The organism is Kitasatospora sp. NPDC090308 (genome assembly GCF_044769485.1).
GTDB lineage: Bacteria > Actinomycetota > Actinomycetes > Streptomycetales > Streptomycetaceae > Kitasatospora > Kitasatospora fiedleri.
In genome coordinates this window covers 360,027-377,613 of record NZ_JBIVXY010000006.1, presented here as the reverse complement: position 1 = coordinate 377,613, position 17,587 = coordinate 360,027, and the positions used below count along the sequence as shown (strand labels likewise).

Annotated in this window: 16 protein-coding genes; 7 read left to right on the top strand and 9 right to left on the bottom strand. The window is 73.6% G+C overall.

Features of this window, described 5'->3' with window-relative positions; translation table 11 throughout:
* Positions 1-238 precede the first annotated feature (238 nt).
* Genes ACIQVD_RS17635 through pdhA form a run of 3 tightly spaced genes read right to left on the bottom strand, consistent with a single transcriptional unit; the run spans position 239 to position 3,710 of the window.
* Positions 239-1,531, bottom strand: a complete 1,293-nt coding sequence (locus ACIQVD_RS17635) for a dihydrolipoamide acetyltransferase family protein (RefSeq protein WP_402290090.1) — start codon at positions 1,529-1,531, stop codon at positions 239-241.
* Positions 1,532-1,536: 5 nt separating this feature from the next.
* Complete coding sequence (locus ACIQVD_RS17630; protein WP_282202006.1) at positions 1,537-2,544, bottom strand: alpha-ketoacid dehydrogenase subunit beta; 1,008 nt, start codon at positions 2,542-2,544, stop codon at positions 1,537-1,539.
* Positions 2,541-3,710: a pyruvate dehydrogenase (acetyl-transferring) E1 component subunit alpha gene (pdhA, locus tag ACIQVD_RS17625; RefSeq protein ID WP_400692152.1), complete on the bottom strand. Its 1,170-nt coding sequence runs from the start codon at positions 3,708-3,710 to the stop codon at positions 2,541-2,543. The genes ACIQVD_RS17630 and pdhA overlap by 4 nt, the downstream gene beginning before the upstream one ends.
* Before the next feature lie 147 nt (positions 3,711-3,857).
* Between pdhA and ACIQVD_RS17620 the strand changes: the two genes are divergently transcribed.
* Complete coding sequence (locus ACIQVD_RS17620) at positions 3,858-4,325, top strand: Lrp/AsnC family transcriptional regulator (RefSeq protein WP_233533760.1); 468 nt, start codon at positions 3,858-3,860, stop codon at positions 4,323-4,325.
* A gap of 30 nt (positions 4,326-4,355) precedes the next feature.
* On the opposite strand, the gene ACIQVD_RS17615 is transcribed toward ACIQVD_RS17620, so the two are convergent.
* The gene (locus ACIQVD_RS17615) at positions 4,356-4,940 is read right to left on the bottom strand and encodes a TetR/AcrR family transcriptional regulator (RefSeq protein WP_100837187.1); all 585 of its coding nucleotides are present in this window, start codon (positions 4,938-4,940) and stop codon (positions 4,356-4,358) included.
* Positions 4,941-4,987: 47 nt separating this feature from the next.
* The gene (locus ACIQVD_RS17610; RefSeq protein WP_402289996.1) at positions 4,988-6,043 is read right to left on the bottom strand and encodes a glycosyltransferase family 2 protein; all 1,056 of its coding nucleotides are present in this window, start codon (positions 6,041-6,043) and stop codon (positions 4,988-4,990) included.
* A 149-nt stretch (positions 6,044-6,192) separates the two neighbouring features.
* On the opposite strand from ACIQVD_RS17610, the gene ACIQVD_RS17605 reads away from it, so the two are divergent.
* The 3 genes from ACIQVD_RS17605 (at position 6,193) to ACIQVD_RS17595 (ending at position 9,769) form a co-directional block, all read left to right on the top strand.
* A complete protein-coding gene (locus ACIQVD_RS17605; RefSeq protein WP_400692144.1) occupies positions 6,193-7,458 on the top strand; it encodes a hypothetical protein in 1,266 nt (421 codons plus the stop codon).
* A 154-nt stretch (positions 7,459-7,612) separates the two neighbouring features.
* The gene (paaN, locus tag ACIQVD_RS17600) at positions 7,613-9,307 is read left to right on the top strand and encodes a phenylacetic acid degradation protein PaaN (protein WP_402289993.1); all 1,695 of its coding nucleotides are present in this window, start codon (positions 7,613-7,615) and stop codon (positions 9,305-9,307) included.
* Between the two features lie 219 nt (positions 9,308-9,526).
* Positions 9,527-9,769: a hypothetical protein gene (locus tag ACIQVD_RS17595; RefSeq protein ID WP_402289991.1), complete on the top strand. Its 243-nt coding sequence runs from the start codon at positions 9,527-9,529 to the stop codon at positions 9,767-9,769.
* Between the two features lie 73 nt (positions 9,770-9,842).
* Here the strand turns inward: ACIQVD_RS17595 and ACIQVD_RS17590 are convergent, their stop codons facing one another.
* The 4 genes from ACIQVD_RS17590 to ACIQVD_RS17575 all read right to left on the bottom strand — a co-directional run bounded on the left by ACIQVD_RS17590 (position 9,843) and on the right by ACIQVD_RS17575 (position 12,244).
* Positions 9,843-10,004, bottom strand: a complete 162-nt coding sequence (locus ACIQVD_RS17590; RefSeq protein ID WP_402289989.1) for a hypothetical protein — start codon at positions 10,002-10,004, stop codon at positions 9,843-9,845.
* Between the two features lie 59 nt (positions 10,005-10,063).
* A complete protein-coding gene (locus tag ACIQVD_RS17585) occupies positions 10,064-10,471 on the bottom strand; it encodes an HAD-IA family hydrolase (protein WP_402289987.1) in 408 nt (135 codons plus the stop codon).
* Positions 10,472-10,498: 27 nt separating this feature from the next.
* Positions 10,499-10,855, bottom strand: coding sequence for a hypothetical protein (locus tag ACIQVD_RS17580; RefSeq protein ID WP_402289985.1), 357 nt, complete (start codon positions 10,853-10,855; stop codon positions 10,499-10,501).
* 153 nt (positions 10,856-11,008) lie between these two features.
* On the bottom strand, positions 11,009-12,244 hold the full coding sequence (locus ACIQVD_RS17575) for a glycosyltransferase (RefSeq protein WP_402289983.1): 1,236 nt from the start codon (positions 12,242-12,244) through the stop codon (positions 11,009-11,011).
* Positions 12,245-12,372: 128 nt separating this feature from the next.
* Between ACIQVD_RS17575 and ACIQVD_RS17570 the strand changes: the two genes are divergently transcribed.
* The 3 genes from ACIQVD_RS17570 (at position 12,373) to ACIQVD_RS17560 (ending at position 17,562) form a co-directional block, all read left to right on the top strand.
* The gene (locus ACIQVD_RS17570) at positions 12,373-13,848 is read left to right on the top strand and encodes an FAD-dependent oxidoreductase (protein WP_400692132.1); all 1,476 of its coding nucleotides are present in this window, start codon (positions 12,373-12,375) and stop codon (positions 13,846-13,848) included.
* A 188-nt stretch (positions 13,849-14,036) separates the two neighbouring features.
* A complete protein-coding gene (locus ACIQVD_RS17565; RefSeq protein WP_402289981.1) occupies positions 14,037-16,205 on the top strand; it encodes a protease pro-enzyme activation domain-containing protein in 2,169 nt (722 codons plus the stop codon).
* 250 nt (positions 16,206-16,455) lie between these two features.
* Entirely contained in the window at positions 16,456-17,562 is a 1,107-nt protein-coding gene (locus ACIQVD_RS17560) for a hypothetical protein (RefSeq protein WP_400692127.1), read from the top strand.
* Positions 17,563-17,587 lie beyond the last annotated feature (25 nt).

Sequence of the window (17,587 nt, the reverse complement as noted above, 5' to 3'; positions counted from 1 at the left end):
GAATCGTTTCGCTTCCGATCGACCTGTGTACTGACGCCCCAGCACAGTGACACCGACCGCACAGCTCATCCGACGAATCCGGGGAACCCCGGACATCCGGGCCGTCCACCCGCTACCCTCACCCGCCGGGCGGCGCCCCCGTGGAGCCCGGCCGGACCCCACGGCACGCCACCGCGCACCACCGCACGCCCCCGAAGTTCACGGCGCGCCCCGGCAGGTCACCGCGCGCCCCGACAGGTCACAGCACCCGCAGCAGCGTCCCCGGCCGCTCCACGCAGTCCGCGACGAACCGCAGGAAGCCGCCCGCCGTGCCCCCGTCGCACACCCGGTGGTCGAAGGTGAAGGAGAGCTGGGTGACCTGGCGGACCGCCAACTCCCCCTGGTGCACCCACGGCTTGGGGGCGATCCGCCCCACCCCGAGCATCGCCGCCTCGGGGTGGTTGAGCAGCGGCGTCGAGCCGTCCACCCCGAACACGCCGTAGTTGTTCAGCGTGAACGTCCCGCCGGTCAGCTCCGCCGGGGCCAGGGTGCCCTCCCGGGCCGCCCCGGTCAGCCGGGCCAGCTCCTCGGACAGCCGCTCGGTGCCCAGCCGCCGGGCGTCCCGGACCACCGGCACCAGCAGGCCGCGCGGGCCCTGCGCCGCGAACCCCAGGTGCACGGCCCGGTACCGGCGCACCGAGTCGCCCTCGACGCTCGCGTTCAGCTCGGGGAAGCGCTCCAGCCCGGCCAGGCAGATCCGGGCCAGCAGCGCCAGCACGCTCACCTTCGGGCCCGGCACCTGGTTCAACTGGGCCCGCAGCGCCATCAGTTCGGTGGCGTCCGCGTCCACCCAGCAGGTCGCGGCCGGGATCTCCCGGTGGCTGCGGGTCAGCTTCTCGGCCACCGCCCGGCGCAGCCCGCGCAGCGGCACCAGTTCCTCGTCCGGGTCGGTTCCACGTGGAACGGCGACCGGCTCGGACGCGGCGGTCGCCCCGATCGCCCGCTCCACGTCCCGCCGGGTGACCAGCCCGTCCGGCCCGCTCCCGGCCACCTCGGTCAGGTCCAGTCCGTGCTCCCGGGCGATCCGGCGCACCAGCGGCGAGATCACCGCCACCACGGCCGGAGCCGCCACCGGGGCCGGAGCCGTAGCGGGCTCGACCACCGCAACGGGCTCGACCACCACAGCGGACGCGGGCGCGGCCCCCGGCAGCACCCGCCGCCGTCCGGCCCGCCGGGCCTCGGCGACCCCGTACCCGACCAGCGGGCGCTCCACCGCGGGCTCGGCGGCCGGGGCGTCCCCGGGCGCGGGCGCCACCGCGACGGTCACCAGCGGCGCACCGACCGGCACCTCCTGCCCGACCTCGCCGTAGCGCGCGGTCACCACCCCGCCGTAGGGGCAGGGCACCTCGACCACCGCCTTGGCGGTCTCCACCTCCACCACCGGCTGGTCGACGGCGATCACCTCGCCGACCTCGACCATCCAGCGCACCACCTCGGCCCCGGTGAGCCCCTCACCGAGGTCGGGCAGCGTGAACTCGCGGACCACGGGCACCGCCATCACTCCTCCCATTGGAGCCGGGCGACGGCGTCCAGGATCCGGTCCACCCCGGGCAGGTGGTGGTGCTCCAGCATCGGCGGCGGGTACGGGACGTCGAAGCCGGTGACCCGCAGCACCGGCGCGGCCAGGTGGTGGAAGCACTTCTCGGTCAGCCGGGCGGCGATCTCCGCCCCGGCCCCGCCGAAGCCCGCCGACTCGTGCACCACCACGGCCCGGCCCAGCGAGCGGACCACCTCGCAGGCGGTGGCCTCGTCGAACGGCACCAGCGAGCGCAGGTCGAGCACCGCCAGGTCCCACCCCTCGGCCTTCGCCGCCTCGGCGGCCTCCAGGCAGACCGGCAGCGAGGGCCCGTAGGTGACCAGCACCGCGGAGCTGCCGGGGCGGCGCAGCACGGCCTTCCCGATCGGTTCGACGGCCGCCGCCGGGTCCCACCCGTCCTTGCCCCAGTAGAGCCGCTTGGGCTCCAGGAACACCACCGGGTCGTCCGAGGCGATCGCGGCCCGCAGCAGCCCGTACGCGTCGGCGACGGTGCCGGGGGTGACCACGTGCAGGCCGGGCGTGGCGGCGTAGTACGCCTCGGAGGCGTCGCTGTGGTGCTCGACGCCGCCGATGCCGCCGCCGTACGGGATGCGGACGGTGATCGGCAGCGGGAGCTTCCCGGCGGTGCGGTTGCGCATCTTGGCGACGTGCGAGAACAGCTGCTCCAGCGCCGGGTAGGCGAAGGCGTCGAACTGCATCTCGACCACCGGGCGCAGCCCGTACATGGCCATGCCGACGGCGGTGCCGAGGATGCCCGCCTCGGCCAGCGGGGTGTCCAGGCAGCGGTCGGGGCCGAACTCGGCGGTCAGGCCGTCGGTGATCCGGAAGACGCCGCCGAGCGCGCCGACGTCCTCGCCGAGCACGTGCACGGTGTCGTCGGCGCGCAGCGCGTCGCGCAGCGCGAGGTTGAGGGCCTGCGCCATGGTGCCGGTGCGCAGGCCGGACTGCTCGCGGGTGGCGGTGCTCATCGGCCGTGCACCTCGGCCTCCGCGGCGAGTTCGGCGGCCAGCCGGGCGGCCTGCTCGCGCAGTTGCTGGGTGGGTTCGGCGTAGACGTGCGCGAACAGCGACATCGGGTCGAGCTCGGGGTCGGCGTGGAACTCGGTGCGCATCCGGGCGGCCAGCTGCTCGGCCCGCTCGGCGGCGTCGGCGACCAGTTCCCCGTCCAGCAGGCCGCGCCCGCGCAGGGCGTCCTCCAGCAGCCGGACCGGGTCGTGCGCCTGCCAGGCGTCGACCTCCTCGGCCGACCGGTAGCGGGTGGCGTCGTCGGCGTTGGTGTGCGCCTCGACCCGGTAGGTGAGCGCCTCCACCAGGGTCGGGCCGCCGCCGGTGCGGGCCCGCTCGACGGCCTCGGTGAGCACCTGGTGCACGGCGAGCGCGTCGTTGCCGTCGACCAGCCGGCCGGGCATCCCGTAGCCGACCGCCTTGTGGGCCAGGGTCGGGGCGGCGGACTGCCGGGTCAGCGGGACGGAGATCGCGTAGCCGTTGTTCTGCACCAGGAACACCACGGGGGCGTGCAGCACGGCCGCGAAGTTCAGGCCCTCGTGGAAGTCGCCCTCGCTGGTGCCGCCGTCGCCGAGCAGGGCGAGCGCCACCGTGTCGTCGCCGGCCAGCCGGGCGGCGTGCGCCAGGCCGACGGCGTGCGGGACCTGGGTGGCCAGCGGGGTGCAGAGCGGGGCGGTGCGGGTGGCGCGCGGGTCGTAGCCGGTGTGCGCGTCGCCGCGCAGCAGGGTGAGCGCCTCCAGCGGGTCGACGCCGCGGGCGACCACGGCCAGGGTGTCCCGGTAGGAGGGGAACAGCCAGTCCGCGGGGCGCAGCGCGAGCGCGGCGGCCACCTGGCAGGCCTCCTGGCCGGTGGAGGCCGGGTAGACGGCGAGCCGGCCCTGCTTGGTGAGGGTGGTGGCCTGCTGGTTGTAGCGGCGGCCGGCCACCAGCCGCCGGTACAGCTCGCGCAGCAGTCCGGGGTCGGCCGCCTCGGCGGCGGGGGTGCCCAGCACCCGGTACGGCTCGGCGTCGGGCAGCAGCGGGGCGGGGTCGGTGCGGGGCGCGGTGGCGCCGGGCCGCCAGCCGGGCACGTCGGCCGGGTCGGCCGCTCCGGCTCGGGCGGCCTGCTTCCTGTGGTCCAGGACGGTCATCTCGGGCACCTCCGGGGTGATGGGGGCTCCCTACCGATTGTTCGGTCGTCTGGTCATCTTGACCATATCCCCGTCAAGACGGTGGACAGTCGGCCGAAAGGGAGGTCTGCTGGGGCCAGCACGTCCAATCACGAGGGATGGGGGGCCATGTCGGCTGAACAGGTGTCCAGACTCGACCGGGTGGACCGGTCGATCCTGCGGCTGCTGCAGCAGGACGGCCGGGCCTCGATCCGCTCGGTGGCCGAGCGGGTGCACGTGTCCCGGGCGAACGCGTACGCCCGGATCTCCAGGATGGTCGAGGACGGCGTGATCCGCGGCTTCACCGCCCGGGTCGACCACGAGAAGGCCGGGCAGGCCGCGTCCGCGTACGTCACGCTGCGGATCGTGCAGAACTCCTGGCGCACCGTGCGCGAGCAGCTGCTGCGCCTGCCCGGGGTGGCGCACATCGCGCTGGTCGGCGGCGACGACGACGTGCTGATGCTGGTCCACACGGCGGACAACCGGGCGCTGCGCGAGCTGGTGCTGGGCAGCATCCAGTCGATCCCGGAGGTGCTGGGCACCCGCACCATGCTGGTGTTCGAGGAGACCGACCAGATCCCGGCGGACGGCCCGTAGCGGGGCCGGGGCCGGCCGGCGCCCGGCGGGTCAGCGGGCGCGCAGCCCCTCGAAGGCGAACCGGGCCACCGCGTCGGGCAGCGCCTCGGTGCCGCGCTGGCCCGGGCGGTACCACTCCACCAGCGAGTTGACCGTGCCGAACAGCAGCCGGGTGGCCAGCCGGGGCTCGACGTCGGCGCGCAGCTGTCCGGCGGTGACGGCGTCCTGCACCAGCTCGGCGACCCGGTGGTCGAAGTCGCGCCGCCGCTCCAGCGCCCACTGCTCGGTGCCGGTGTTGCCGCGCACCCGCAGCAGCAGCGTCACGTACGGCAGCTCGGCCAGCAGCACCTCGGCGGTGCGGCGCACCACGTGCTCCAGCCGGTCCACCGGGCGGCCCGCGACGGCGGCCGGCTCGTCGAGGATCGCGAACAGCGCGTCCAGCGCCCGGCCGACGGCGAGGCGCAGCAGTTCCTCCTTGCCGCGCACGTGGTGGTAGATCGAGGACTTGGAGATCCCGGCGGCCCTGGACAGGTCCTCCATCGAAGTGCCGTCGTAGCCGCGTTCGTTGAAGACCCGCACGGTGACGGCGAGCAGCGAGTCGACGGTGTAGGCGGCGCGCGGGGAGTGATCGGCCATGCGACGAGTATCCCCGGGGCCGCGGCGGCCCGCCCCGGCGGGTGGTCTCAGATCCCGGCCCGGCCGGTGCCGTCCACGGCCTCGGACCTGGCCCCGGACCTGGCCCCGGACCTGATCGCCGACCGGGCCGCCGACCGGGCGGCGGTCCGCCCGGCCGCCCCCGCGGTGTCCTCGGCGACGAAGTAGGCGGGCCGGCGCTGCACCGCGCTGTAGATCCGGGCCACGTACTCGCCGAGCAGTCCCACGCAGATCAGCTGCACCCCGCCGATGAACAGCAGGCCGACGAAGAGCGAGGTCCAGCCGGGCACGGTGGCGCCGACCAGGTAGACGGTCAAGCAGAAGGCCAGCAGCAGCAGGCAGGTGAAGAAGGCGACGGTGCCCAGCCAGGTGGCCAGCCGCAGCGGGGCGGCGGAGAAGCCGGTGATGCTGTCCAGGGCGAGCCGGACCATCTTGGTCAGCGGGTACTTGGTGCTCCCGGCGACCCGCTCCTCGCGGACGTAGCGCACCTCGCCGCTGGGGAAGCCCAGCCAGGGCACCAGCAGCCGGTAGACCCGCTGCTGGTCGGGCAGTTCCCGGAGCGCCTCGACGGCCTCCCGGCTGAGCAGCCGGAAGTCGCCGGCGTTGGACGGCACCTGCCGCCCCACCAGGCGGCGGATCAGCCAGTAGTAGCCGCCGGCCGTCCAGCGCTTGAAGCCGGTGTCGGTGGAGCGGTCCTCGCGCACCCCGTACACGATGTCCAGGCCCTCGCGGCGGGCCAGTTCCAGCATGTCGGGGATCTTCTCCGGCGGGTCCTGGAGGTCGGCGTCGATGCTGGCCACGTAGTCGCCGACGGCGTGGTCGAGACCGGCGGTCAGCGCGGCCTGGTGGCCGCTGTTGCGGCGCAGCCGGACCATCCGCAGCTCGGGCCAGTCCGCGGACAGGTCGCGCAGCAGGGCGGCGGTCTTGTCGGTGCTGCCGTCGTCCACCGCGAGCACCTCGTAGCGGGCGCCGAGGCCGTCCAGCACCGGGCGCATCCGGGCCGCGAAGGCGGGCAGCGCGTCCTCCTCGTCGTACATCGGGACGACCACCGACAGCAGGGTGCCCTCCTGAGCCGCTGCAGTCATCAGTTTCTCCCGCCGAGTGGGTGACGTCCGTCCGATGGTGGGGAGTGTAGCCACGTGCCGTCCCGTCAGGTACGGACCAGTGGTGCGTGCCGTAGGCTCGCCCGAGAATCCGGGCGGCCCGGCGGGGCCCGAGACCCAGACAGGACCTGATGGCGATGGCAGCGAGCCCCGACACCGAAGTGGCCGAGCGACCCGATCCGCCCGTGGAGAGCGGTGCCCCCGCGCCGGGCCCGCGGGCCTGGCTGCGGCACGTCCTGGCCGAGTACGGGCCGGCCCTGGCGGTGTTCGCGGCGGTCCGGCTGATCGCCTTCACCTCCTTCATGTGGCTGCTGTCCTGGTCCGGCGAGTACCTGACCAAGGACCCGCGGTTCGGCGGCGGCAAGCACGTCTGGGACGTGCTCGGCGGCTGGGACGGCTGGTGGTACCAGCAGGTCGCGCTGAACGGCTACGACCCGAAGCTGCTGCCGTCCACCTCCGGCCCGTGGACGCTGGAGCAGAACTCGGTCGCGTTCTTCCCGCTCTACCCCGGCATGATCAAGATGGTCTCCGCGGTGACCGGCCTGAACACGCTGGGCGCGGGCATCGCGGTCTCGGTGCTGTCCTCGTTCGTCGCGGCGGCCGGCATCTACGCGGTGGCCAAGCTGCTCGCGGGCCACCGGGCGGCGGTGATCGCGGCCGCGGTCTGGGGCCTGTTCCCGGGCTCGGGCGTCGAGTGGGCGGTCTACTCGGACTCGCTGTTCGTCGCGCTGGCCGCCTGGGCCTGCTACTTCGTGATGACCCGCAACTGGCTGGCCGCGGGCGTCACCTCGTTCGTCGCGGGCCTGAACCGGCCGACCTCGGCCGCGCTGGCCGCGGCGGTCGGCGTGGCCGCGCTGATCGCGCTCTGGAAGCGCCGGGACGGGGTGCTCGGCCCGCTGGCCGCGCTGGTGATCGCCCCGCTCGGGTTCGTCGGCTACATCGCCTGGGCGAGCTGGCGGATGGGCAGTTGGACCGCCTACTTCGACCTCCAGCGCGGGGCCTGGCTGCACTTCTTCGACTGGGGCAAGCACACCGGCAACGTGCTCCGGAACCTGCTGTTCGGGCACCACGACTACATCTTCGGCTACCCCACCGAGGACCTGATCGCGCTGTTCCTGGTGTTCTCGCTGCCGATACTCGTCTTCCTGCTGGTCCGGATGCGCCCGCCGGTCTTCCTGCTCGTCTACACCGGCATCACCCTGGTCCTGGTGCTCGGCAGCCAGCAGATCTTCGGCAACACCTCCCGCTACCTGCTGCCCTGCTTCCCGCTCTTCCTCCCGATCGCGGTCGGCCTCAAGCGGCTGTCGCGGGTCTCGCTGGCGGCCACCCTGGGCACCGTCGCGCTGGCCTCCGGCTGGTACGCCGGGTACGTGCTGTTCGAACTGGGTATCCCGTAGAGCGCGGCCGACCCCCACGACGGCCGTCCCCGGCTCCCGGGGGCGGCCGTCGCGCGTCCGCCCGCCCGGCGGCGGACCGGACCGGGGCCTTGCACCGACCGATCGTTCGGTTACGCTGAGGAGCGTCCCGCCCCGCCCCCGTGAGGAGCGCACCATGTCCGCTGCGACCCCCGCCCTGCCGGTCGCCGAACTGCTCGCCCGCCACCAGGACACCCTCGACCGCGCCCTGGCCGCGATCGCCGGACGCGACTACTGGTCGCCGTACCCGGAGTTCCCCAAGGCGTACGGGGAGAACGCCGTCGCCGACGGCAAGTCCGCCTTCGAGGCCCTGCTGGGGCGGGAGTTCGACCTCCCCGGCCACCCCGGCGGCGGCACGCCGGTCAGCGGCGAGACCTCCCCGTACGGCCTCGAACTGGGCGTGCTCTACCCGCACGCCGAGCCGGACGCGCTGCTGGCCGCGCTGGAGGCCGCCCGGCCCGGCTGGGCCAAGGCGTCGCCCGCCGAGCGGGCCGCGGTCTGCCTGGAGGTGCTGGCCCGGATCAGCGCCCGCACGCCCGAGTTCGCGCAGGCCGTGATGCACACCACCGGCCAGGCGTACGGCATGGCCTTCCAGGCCGGCGGCCCGCACGCCCAGGACCGCGGCCTGGAGGCGGTGGCGTACGCGTACGCCGAGCAGACCCGGCTGCCCCGCTCGGCGCGCTGGACCAAGCCCCAGGGCAAGCGCGAACCCCTGGTGATGACCAAGGAGTTCACCGCCGTGCCGCGCGGCACCGCGCTGCTGATCGGCTGCAACACCTTCCCGACCTGGAACGGCTACCCGGGCCTGTTCGCCTCGCTGGCCACCGGCAACGGCGTGCTGGTCAAGCCGCACCCGCGCGCCGTGCTGCCGCTGGCGCTGACCGTCCGGATCGCCCGCGAGGTGCTCGCCGAGGCGGGCTTCGACCCGAACCTGGTCTGCCTGGCCGCCGAGCACGAGGGCTCCGCGATCGCCAAGGTGCTGGCCCTGCGGCCCGAGGTGAAGCTGATCGACTACACCGGCTCCACCGGCTTCGGCGACTGGCTGGAGGACAACGCCCGGCAGGCGCTGGTGTACACCGAGAAGGCCGGCGTGAACACCGTCGTGCTGGACTCCACCGACGACTACCGCGGCATGCTGGACAACCTGGCCTTCTCGCTCAGCCTGTACAGCGGCCAGATGTGCACCACCCCGCAGAACCTGCTGATCCCGCGCACCGGCGTCCGCACCGAGGACGGCGAGCGCTCCTACGAGCAGGTGGTGACCGACCTGGCCGCCGCCGTCCAGGGCCTGCTCGCCGACGACACCCGGGCCGCCGCCCTCCTGGGCGCCGTGGTCAACCCGGGCGTGCTGGCCCGCAGCGCCGCCGCGGCCGGCGGTGAGTACGGCGAACTCGCCCTCGCCCCGCGGGTGGTGGCCTCCGCCGAGTTCCCGGGCGCGACCATCCGCACCCCCGCCCTGGTGAAGGCCGACGCCGAGAAGCCGGACGACCGGGCCCGCTTCCTGGCCGAGTGCTTCGGCCCGGTGGCCTTCGCGGTCGCCGTGGAGTCCACCGCCGCCGCCGTCGAACTGCTGCGCCGCACCACCGTCGAGCACGGCGCGATGACCGCCGGCGCCTACACCACCGACCCCGCCGTCGAGACCGCCCTGGTGGACGCCTGCCTGGAGGCCGGCGTCTCGCTCTCGCTCAACCTGACCGGCGGCGTCTACGTCAACCAGACCGCCGCCTTCTCCGACCTGCACGGCACCGGCGCCAACCCGGCCGCCAACGCGGCCTACTGCGACGCCGCCTTCGTGGCCTCCCGGTTCCGCACCGTCGAGGTCCGCAAGTAACGGCCCGCCGGAGCGGGTTCGACCATCCGGCCCGGACGGCTCCGCCACCGGAGCCGGGTGGTCGAACCGCTCGCGGGGCCGGCCCGGGGCTATCCGGTGAACGTCACGGGCAGGCCGAACGGGAGCACCGGTAGCGCGGCCCTGGCGGCACGCATCGCAGGCTCCTCCGCCCTCGAACTCGGTGATACCGGAGAGGCGCTGCGCCGGTTCAGCACCGGGATGTCCGTCTACCGGGGGGACGAGGAGTACCTCCGGACGCACGCCATCTACCTCGCCCGCGCCGCCGAGGCCCGTCTCGCCAACCACGACCTCGATGCCGCGGTCGCCACCGCCCGGCACGCCGCCCAGTGCCTCGGCGGCGTCGACTCCGCCCGCTCGGCCTCCCAGCTCAAGGGGCTGCGCGAGAAACTCGCCCCGCACACCCGCTACCGGCCGGCCGCGGAGTTCCTGAGTTCTGCCTGACGAATGATCATCCAGCTGTTGTGCGGGGCCAGAGGATGAGGGACCTCGGGACGACGCCGACGCGGTAGCGGTCTCAGTCACCCACGAAACACAGGTAGCTGCCCGGCGTTGCCGCACACGCTTCTAGGAGCACACTCAGGTCGAGGAGGGCCGCCCGCTGCCCCTCGTCGGAGCAGTCTCGCACCAGGACAGCAACCTCCTGACGAGCGACTTCGGCCTCCTGCTCGTTGAACATGGTGTCCCCGTACGGGTCGACCCAGCCCAACTGGCCAGACCTGTGGCGGTCAAGCGCACTCAGCGCACGCGCGAGCGCATCGCCGTGTGCGTAGGACCCACGAAGCAACGTCGCCCGAGATGAGCCCTTGCGAGGCCTCCCGGAGTGCAGTTCGAGCTCGATACCCATCGACCCTCCAATGATCTCCACCTCACAGCTTCGCAGAGATCGTTTGCAGACGAGCCGTAGCGGGCGGGTAGCCGCAGCAGTTCACGCAACTGCCGGGCCACCACCTGCTCGTCCAACCCGAGCAGCGCGGTGAATCCGAGGGCGTCCGCGGCCTCCACGTTCGCCTCGCTGTCGTCGACGAACACGCACTCCGCCGCCTCCGGCCCCAGGCGGTCCAGCACCATCTGGAACAGGGCCGCATCCGGTTTGCGCAGACCGTGCTCGGAGGACAGCACCACGGCGTCGAAGGAACCGTTCAAGTCGAATCCCGCGTAAGGGTCGTAGGGCTACCGGCCGAGGGAGTTCGACAGCACGGCCGTCCTGATGGCCGCCGACCGGGCCTGCCGGACGACCTCCAGCACCGGGTAGGCCGGGAAGGCGTCGTGCAGGTACCGGGCCAGCAGACCGTCCGGCTGCACACCCAGCAAAGCAGCGAAGCCGGTGTTCCAGTCCTCCTGGGCGATCTCACTGAGTTCGAGCCGACGGAACAGCTCCTGTCCCCGAGGGTCGGCCCACGCCGCCAGGAACGTTCCCGGCCTGACCCCCTCCCGGGCCTCGAACCACTGGACCACCTCGACCATGTTGGCCGTGAGCACGCCGAAGAAGTCGAGGACCGCACCACGAAGAACCCGCCCGCCAGCCATCCCCGCAGCCTACGAGCCGCACACAAGGATCCGCCGTCTTTCGCTCCGCCCCGACCGCCCGACGCGAGAAGCGGGCCCGGACGCCGCCCCACAACGGTGTCCGGGCCCGCGCCCTGTCCGGAGGGGAGGGGGACAGGGAGTTGCTGAAAGCCCTTACGCGCGCCTCGGGTTGAACACCCACACCCGCAGCAGCACGAACCGCACCAGCGTCGCGGCCGCGTTCGCCGCCACCAGCACCGCCAGCTCGACCCCGGGCCCGGCGTCCGGGGCCGCCGCGTGCAGGAACGCGACGCCGCCGCTGGTCAGGGCCAGGCCGACCAGGAAGGCCAGGCCGCCCTCCAGTTGGTGCTTGAGGGCGTCCCGGCGGCCGGTCACCCCGAAGGTGAAGCGCCGGTTCGCGGCGGTGTTGGCCACCGCGGTGACGGCCAGGGCGAGCGCGTTGGCCGCCAGGGCGGGGGCCAGTTGCCGCAGCCCCAGGAAGAGCAGCAGGTAGGCCAGCGTGCACAGGCCGCCGATCACCGCGAAGCTGACGGTCTGCCAGCCCAGCCCCGGCGGGACCTGGGCCCGGCGCACCCGGTCCGGCAGGTCGACGCTGCCCCGGCCGGCCAGGGTCCGCCGGGCCACCCGGGCCATGCCCCGGAGGTCGTCGAGCACGGTGCGGACGATGTCGACCCGGCTGTCCGGGTCGTCCACCCAGTCCACCGGCACCTCGTGGATGCGCAGCCCGGACGCCTCGGCGAGCAGCAGCAGTTCGGTGTCGAAGAACCAGGCGTTGTCCTCGACCTGCTCCAGCAGCCGCTTGACCACCTCGGTGCGGCCCGCCTTGAACCCGCACTGGGCGTCGGAGAACTTGGCCGCCATGGTGGCCCGCAGCAGCAGGTTGTAGGTGCGCGAGATGAACTCCCGCTTCGGGCCGCGCACCACCGCCGAGCCCCGGTGCAGCCGGCTGCCGATGGCCAGGTCGCTGTGCCCGGACAGCAGCGGCGCGACCAGCGGCAGGAACGCCTCCAGCCCGGTGGACAGGTCGACGTCCATGTACGCCACCACGTCGGCCGTGCTGGTGCCCCACACCTGCCGCAGCGCCCGCCCGCGGCCCTTGAGGTCCAGGTGTACGGCGCGCACCGGCCCGAGTTCCGCGGCGAGCGCGGTGGCGACCTCCCAGGTGCCGTCGACCGAGGCGTTGTCCGCCACGGTGATCAGGTAGTCGTAGGGGAACGTCTCCGACAGGTAGGCGTGCAGCTCACGGACGCAGCGCTCCAGCGAGTGCTGCTCGTTGTAGACGGGTACGACGATCTCCACGAGCCTGGTCCGCACCACGGCGTCGGCCCGTTCCCGGCCGTCGGCCGCCGGTGCGGGGCGGAGGGCCGGGCGCATCGCTGGCTGTGTCATGGGAAGGAGGTTCACAGCCCCTGATGGGCCCGCGATGATGGCAGCCTGAGAGCGCGCTGAGAACCCGGGCGACGTGGACTCCGGTCCGGTGACCACCGGCCTCTGCGGCAAGACGACGGGAGAGACGGATGTCCGAGACGGAGTTCACCGCCGACGTGCTGGTGGTCGGCGCCGGCCCGACCGGCCTGCTGCTGGCGGGCGACCTGGCGGCGGCCGGCCTGCGGGTGACGGTGCTCGAGAAGCGGGCCGAGGAGTCGAACCTGACCCGGGCGTTCGCCGTGCACGCCCGCACCCTGGAGCTGCTGGACGCCCGCGGCCTGGCCGACGAGCTGATCGCCACCGGCCGGGCGATGCCCTCGCTGCAGGTGTTCGGCCGGCTCCGGGTCGACCTCGCGGGCCTGCCCACCCGTTTCCCGTTCGTGCTGGTCACCCCGCAGTACCACACCGAGCGGGTGCTGCGGGAGCGGGCCGTCAAGGCCGGTGCCGACCTGCGCCGCGGCACCGAGGTGACCGGCCTGCGGCAGGACGGCCGGGGCGTCACGCTGACCGCCCGCACCGCCGGGGGCGAGCGGTCGTTCCGGGCCCGCTACGCGGTCGGCGCGGACGGCGTGCACTCGGCGGTGCGCGACCTGCTGGGCGTCCCGTTCCCCGGCGAGTCCGCGGTGCGCTCGGTGATGCTGGCCGACGTCCGGCTGGAGCGGGAGCCGGACGAGCCGCTGACGGCCGGCGCGGGCGAGGCCGGGTTCGCCTTCCTGGCCCCGTTCGGCGACGGCTGGTACCGGGTGATCGGCTGGAGCCGCGAGCACCAGGCGCCGGACTCCGACCCGGTGGTGCCGGCCGAACTCTCCGACCTGCTGCGCGAGGTGATGGGCCGTGACTTCGGGGTGCGGGAGACCCGCTGGACCTCCCGCTTCCACAGCGACGAGCGGCAGGTGCCCAGTTACCGCTCCGGCCGGGTCTTCCTGGCGGGGGACGCCGCGCACTGCCACTCCCCGGCCGGCGGCCAGGGCATGAACACCGGCCTGCAGGACGCCGCCAACCTGAGCTGGAAGCTGGCCGCCGCCGTCCGCGGCTGGGCCCCCGACGCCCTGCTGGACACCTACCAGACCGAGCGCCACCCGGTCGGCCGGGCGGCGCTGCGCTCCTCCGGCGCCCTGGTCCGGCTCGCCCAGGGCGCGCACGCCCCGGCCCGGGCGCTGCGCTCGGCGCTCGGCGCGGCGGCCGGGCACCTGGGCCCGCTGGCCGAGTTGGGCGCCAAGCAGGTCTCCGGCATCGGGTACGCCTACCCGGCCGAGAAGGGCGCCCACCCGCTGGTCGGCCGCCGCGTCCCGGACCTGCGGCTGGCGGTGGACGTGCCCGGCGGCCCGGCCCGGCTGCACGAGGCGCTGCGCTCCGGCAAGGCGGTGCTGGTCAGCAACGACGAGCTGTCGGTGGCCGACTCCTGGGCGGAGCGGGTGGTCACCGCGGCCCCCGCCGACCCGCACGGCAAGCTGCGCGACACCGTGCTGCTGGTCCGTCCGGACGGGTACGCGGCCTGGGCCTGCGCCGACCCGACCCGGGGCGAGCTGCGGGCGGCGCTGGGCCAGTGGCTGGGCCGTCCCTGACATTCAGTTGTGCCCGCCCCCCGCGGAAAGGGAATTCGGTTCATAAACTGAATTCCCCCACCCTTTCACAGTTGACTGTTTTTTAATAAGCAATTGCCCGGCCATGGGCCTTTTCCCGGGAGTTCTCTGAGAGATTCTGGCGAGCGTTTTCGAAACCCGGAACGCCGCCAGATATTCCGGAGGAGCCCGTGCGACCCCGCTCGCTCGCCCTTGCCGCCGCCCTCGCGGTCCTTCCCCTCACCGCCGTCTCCCTGGGCAGCGCCACCGCCCAGGCCGCCCCGACGCCGAACGCCAGCGCCCGGGTGGCGCTGCCGCAGACCGTGACCCCGGCGGTCGCCCGCTCCCACAAGCAGGGTGACGTCCCCGCCGACCGCCGGATATCCGTGGCGGTCTCGCTGAAACTGCGCAACACCGCCGAACTGGACCGTTTCCTGGCCGCGGTCGCCACCCCGGGCACCGCCGAATACGGCCACTACCTGACGCCCGCGCAATTCACCGAGCGCTTCGGCCCGACCGCGTCCGACGTCGAGCAGGTCCGGGCGTTCCTCACCGCCCAGGGCCTGAAGGTCGACTCGGTCAGCGACAACCGCCAGGTGGTGAACGCCACCGGCACCAGCGCGCAGGTCGCCGCCGCGTTCGGCACCCACGAGTCGACGTACACCGACCCGCAGCAGAGCGGCCGGACCTTCTTCGCCAACGACGCCGCCGCCTCGGTGCCGGCCGCGCTGGCCGGTGTGGTCGAGGGCGTCAGCGGCCTCAACGACCACACCGTGCGCACCACCCGGATCGCCAAGCCGGGCGCCGCCACCCCGCACGCCACCCCCTCCGGCTTCGGCCCCTCCACCTACGACGGCGCCTACCGGCTGAACCAGCTGGGCGCCGACGGCACCGGCTCCACCGTCGCGCTCTGGGAGTTCGACGGCTACAAGTCCTCCAACCTGACCACCTACGACAGCCAGTTCGGCCTGTCCGGCCCGGCGGTCAGCACCGTCCCGGTGGACGGCGCGAACTACGACTCCAAGCCCGGCGACGGCCAGGGCGAGGTGGAGCTGGACTCCGAGATCGTCCGCGGCGTCGCCCCGAAGGCCACCCAGCTGGTGTACGAGGCGCCCAACAGCGACCAGGGCGAGATCGACATGGCCGCCAAGATCGTCTCGGACAACCGGGTCTCGGTCATCTCCATCTCCTGGGGCTCCTGCGAGCCGGACACCACCGCCTCCTCGATGACCGCGGTGAACAACTCCTTCAAGCAGGCCGCCGCCCAGGGCATCTCGATCTTCTCGGCCTCCGGCGACGACGGCTCCCGGGACTGCACCCGCTCCGACTCCGGCTCCTCGGTGAAGGCGGTGGACTTCCCCGCCTCCAGCCCGTACAACACCGGCGTCGGCGGCACCAACCTCAAGGTCTCCGGCACCACCTACGGCTCGGAGAGCGCCTGGTCCACGGCCGGCGGCGGCGTCTCCACCCAGTTCGCCAAGCCGAGCTGGCAGACCGGCACCAACGTCACCGGCACCCAGCGCACCGTCCCGGACGTCTCCTCCAACGCCGACCCGAACAGCGGCTTCGCGATCTACACCCAGGGCACCAGCAGCCCCGGCTGGCAGGTCTACGGCGGCACCTCGGCGGCGGCCCCGCTGTGGTCCGGCTTCGCCGCGCTGTACAACCAGAAGGCCAAGGCCGCCACCAAGCCGGTGCTCGGCGAGGCCAACCCGAAGATCTACGCGGTCACCAACTCCTCGTCGTACGGCAGCGCCTTCCACGACGTCACCAGCGGCAAGAACCAGGACTTCTCCACCAAGGCCGGCTACGACCAGGTCACCGGCTGGGGCACCCCGATCGCCGACGGCCTGACCGCCGCCCTGCTCGGCTCCGGCGGCACCACCCCGCCGCCGCCCACCGGCTCCTGCACCGCCGCCCAGCTGCTCGGCAACCCCGGCTTCGAGACCGGTAGCGCCTCCCCCTGGACCGCCAGCTCCGGCGTGGTCAACAACTCCACCTCGCAGGCCGCCCACGGCGGCTCCTGGAAGGCGTGGCTGGACGGCTACGGCTCCAGCCACACCGACAGCCTCTCCCAGTCGGTGGCCGTCCCGTCCGGCTGCACCGCCAAGCTGAGCTTCTGGCTGCACGTCGACACCGCCGAGACCGGCAGCACCGCGTACGACAAGCTGACCGTCTCGGTCAACGGCACCACCGTCGCCACGTACTCCAACCTCGACAAGAACACCGGCTACGCGCAGAAGACGATCGACCTGTCCTCGTACGCCGGACAGACCGTCACGGTGAAGTTCAACGGCGTGGAGGACTCCTCGCTGCAGACCTCCTTCGTGCTCGACGACACCGCGCTCAACGTGTCCTGACCCCCTGTCGGCACCGGTGCCGGGAGACCCGCCCAGGGTCTCCCGGCACGGGTGTGTCAGGAGTGTTTCCGATTCGCTCCGCCCGCGAAATACTTGTCGTGACCACTGTCATATGTCCTGATTGATGACGTAGCCTCTCAACCCTCAATAGGGTTCCCACACGCTCGGCGGCGCACCACCGACGCCCCGCCGACGCACCGTGGGGCCGGGGGGCGGACCCGCCGAACCCGCCGGGTGGGAAGGGTGTCGCATGGGCTCACAACAACCTCAGCACTCCGGTCGGCTCCGGCTGGTCGGCCAGCGCGAGCACAGCGGCCGGCCGCCGTCGGCCGGCGGCGGCGAACAGTCGCCGGTCGGCGTCGGCGCCCCGCCGGTGGGCGTGTCCGTCCCGCCGACCGGCCTCGGCAGCACGCCGACCGGCCTCGGCGCCCCGCCGACCGGCATACCCGTCCCGCCGGTCCTGCAGAGCGGCTTCGCCGACGTGCTCAACGCCGCCATCGAGACCAGCGGGCTCAGCCTCGACCGGATCCGGGCCGCCCTGGCCAAACAGGGCGTCAGGGTCAGTGTCACCACGCTCAGTTACTGGCGGCGCGGCCGCAGCCAGCCCGAGCGCGCCACCTCGCTGCGCGCCGTCCACCTGCTGGAGGAGCTGCTCGGCCTGCGGCACGCCGCGCTCACCTCGCTGCTCGGCCCGCCCCGCCCGCGCGGCCGCTGGGTCACCCAGGGCCCGGCCCCCGACGGCCTGCGGGTCGAGCAGGTCTGGCCCGGCCAGGCCGAACTCGCCGAGGTCTTCGCCGAACTCGACGCCCCGCCGGCCGGCCAGCTGGAGCGCCAGTCCATCCACGACGCCTACTACGTCGACGCCTCCCGCCGCGGCCACCTGCTGCGGATGCGCCAGGTGGTCCGCGCCACCGTGGACGGCGTTACCCGGCACGTGGTGGTCCACAAGGCCGACGAGGGCGTCCAGACCTGCCCCGAGATCACCTCCGTCCGGCACGCCCGCCTCGGCCGGGTCCGCCGCCGCCCGCTCAGCGGGCTGCTGGTCGCCGAACTGCTGCTCGACCGGCCGCTGGGCCTCGGCGACTCCACCGTCCTGGAGTACGAGGTGCAGATCCCCGACTCCGGCCCCACCATCGACTACGGACGCTTCTTCGCCGCGCCGGTGCGGGAGTACGTCCTCCAGGTGCACTTCGACCCCGCCACCGTCCCCGTCCAGTGCGAGCGCTTCGACCGCGCCCCCGGCGCCGAGGTCGACCGCCACCGCGAGCCGCTGTGGATCGGCGCCTCGGCCAGCGCCCACGTCCTCACCGCCGACCAGCAGCCCGGCCAGGTGGGCATCCGCTGGCAGTGGGAGTAGCCGCGGCGCCCGGTCCGGCTCCCGC

Bases quoted from the DNA above. Each gene is read 5' to 3' on its own strand.
- ACIQVD_RS17630 (WP_282202006.1), bottom strand. From the start codon at position 2,544: ATGAGCACCGCCACCCGCGAGCAGTCCGGCCTGCGCACCGGCACCATG.
- pdhA (WP_400692152.1), bottom strand. From the start codon at position 3,710: ATGACCGTCCTGGACCACAGGAAGCAGGCCGCCCGAGCCGGAGCGGCC.
- ACIQVD_RS17620 (WP_233533760.1), top strand. From the start codon at position 3,858: ATGTCGGCTGAACAGGTGTCCAGACTCGACCGGGTGGACCGGTCGATC.
- ACIQVD_RS17615 (WP_100837187.1), bottom strand. From the start codon at position 4,940: ATGGCCGATCACTCCCCGCGCGCCGCCTACACCGTCGACTCGCTGCTC.
- ACIQVD_RS17610 (WP_402289996.1), bottom strand. From the start codon at position 6,043: ATGACTGCAGCGGCTCAGGAGGGCACCCTGCTGTCGGTGGTCGTCCCG.
- ACIQVD_RS17605 (WP_400692144.1), top strand. From the start codon at position 6,193: ATGGCGATGGCAGCGAGCCCCGACACCGAAGTGGCCGAGCGACCCGAT.
- paaN (WP_402289993.1), top strand. From the start codon at position 7,613: ATGTCCGCTGCGACCCCCGCCCTGCCGGTCGCCGAACTGCTCGCCCGC.
- ACIQVD_RS17595 (WP_402289991.1), top strand. From the start codon at position 9,527: ATGTCCGTCTACCGGGGGGACGAGGAGTACCTCCGGACGCACGCCATC.
- ACIQVD_RS17590 (WP_402289989.1), bottom strand. From the start codon at position 10,004: ATGTTCAACGAGCAGGAGGCCGAAGTCGCTCGTCAGGAGGTTGCTGTC.
- ACIQVD_RS17580 (WP_402289985.1), bottom strand. From the start codon at position 10,855: ATGGCTGGCGGGCGGGTTCTTCGTGGTGCGGTCCTCGACTTCTTCGGC.
- ACIQVD_RS17575 (WP_402289983.1), bottom strand. From the start codon at position 12,244: ATGACACAGCCAGCGATGCGCCCGGCCCTCCGCCCCGCACCGGCGGCC.
- ACIQVD_RS17570 (WP_400692132.1), top strand. From the start codon at position 12,373: ATGTCCGAGACGGAGTTCACCGCCGACGTGCTGGTGGTCGGCGCCGGC.
- ACIQVD_RS17560 (WP_400692127.1), top strand. From the start codon at position 16,456: ATGGGCTCACAACAACCTCAGCACTCCGGTCGGCTCCGGCTGGTCGGC.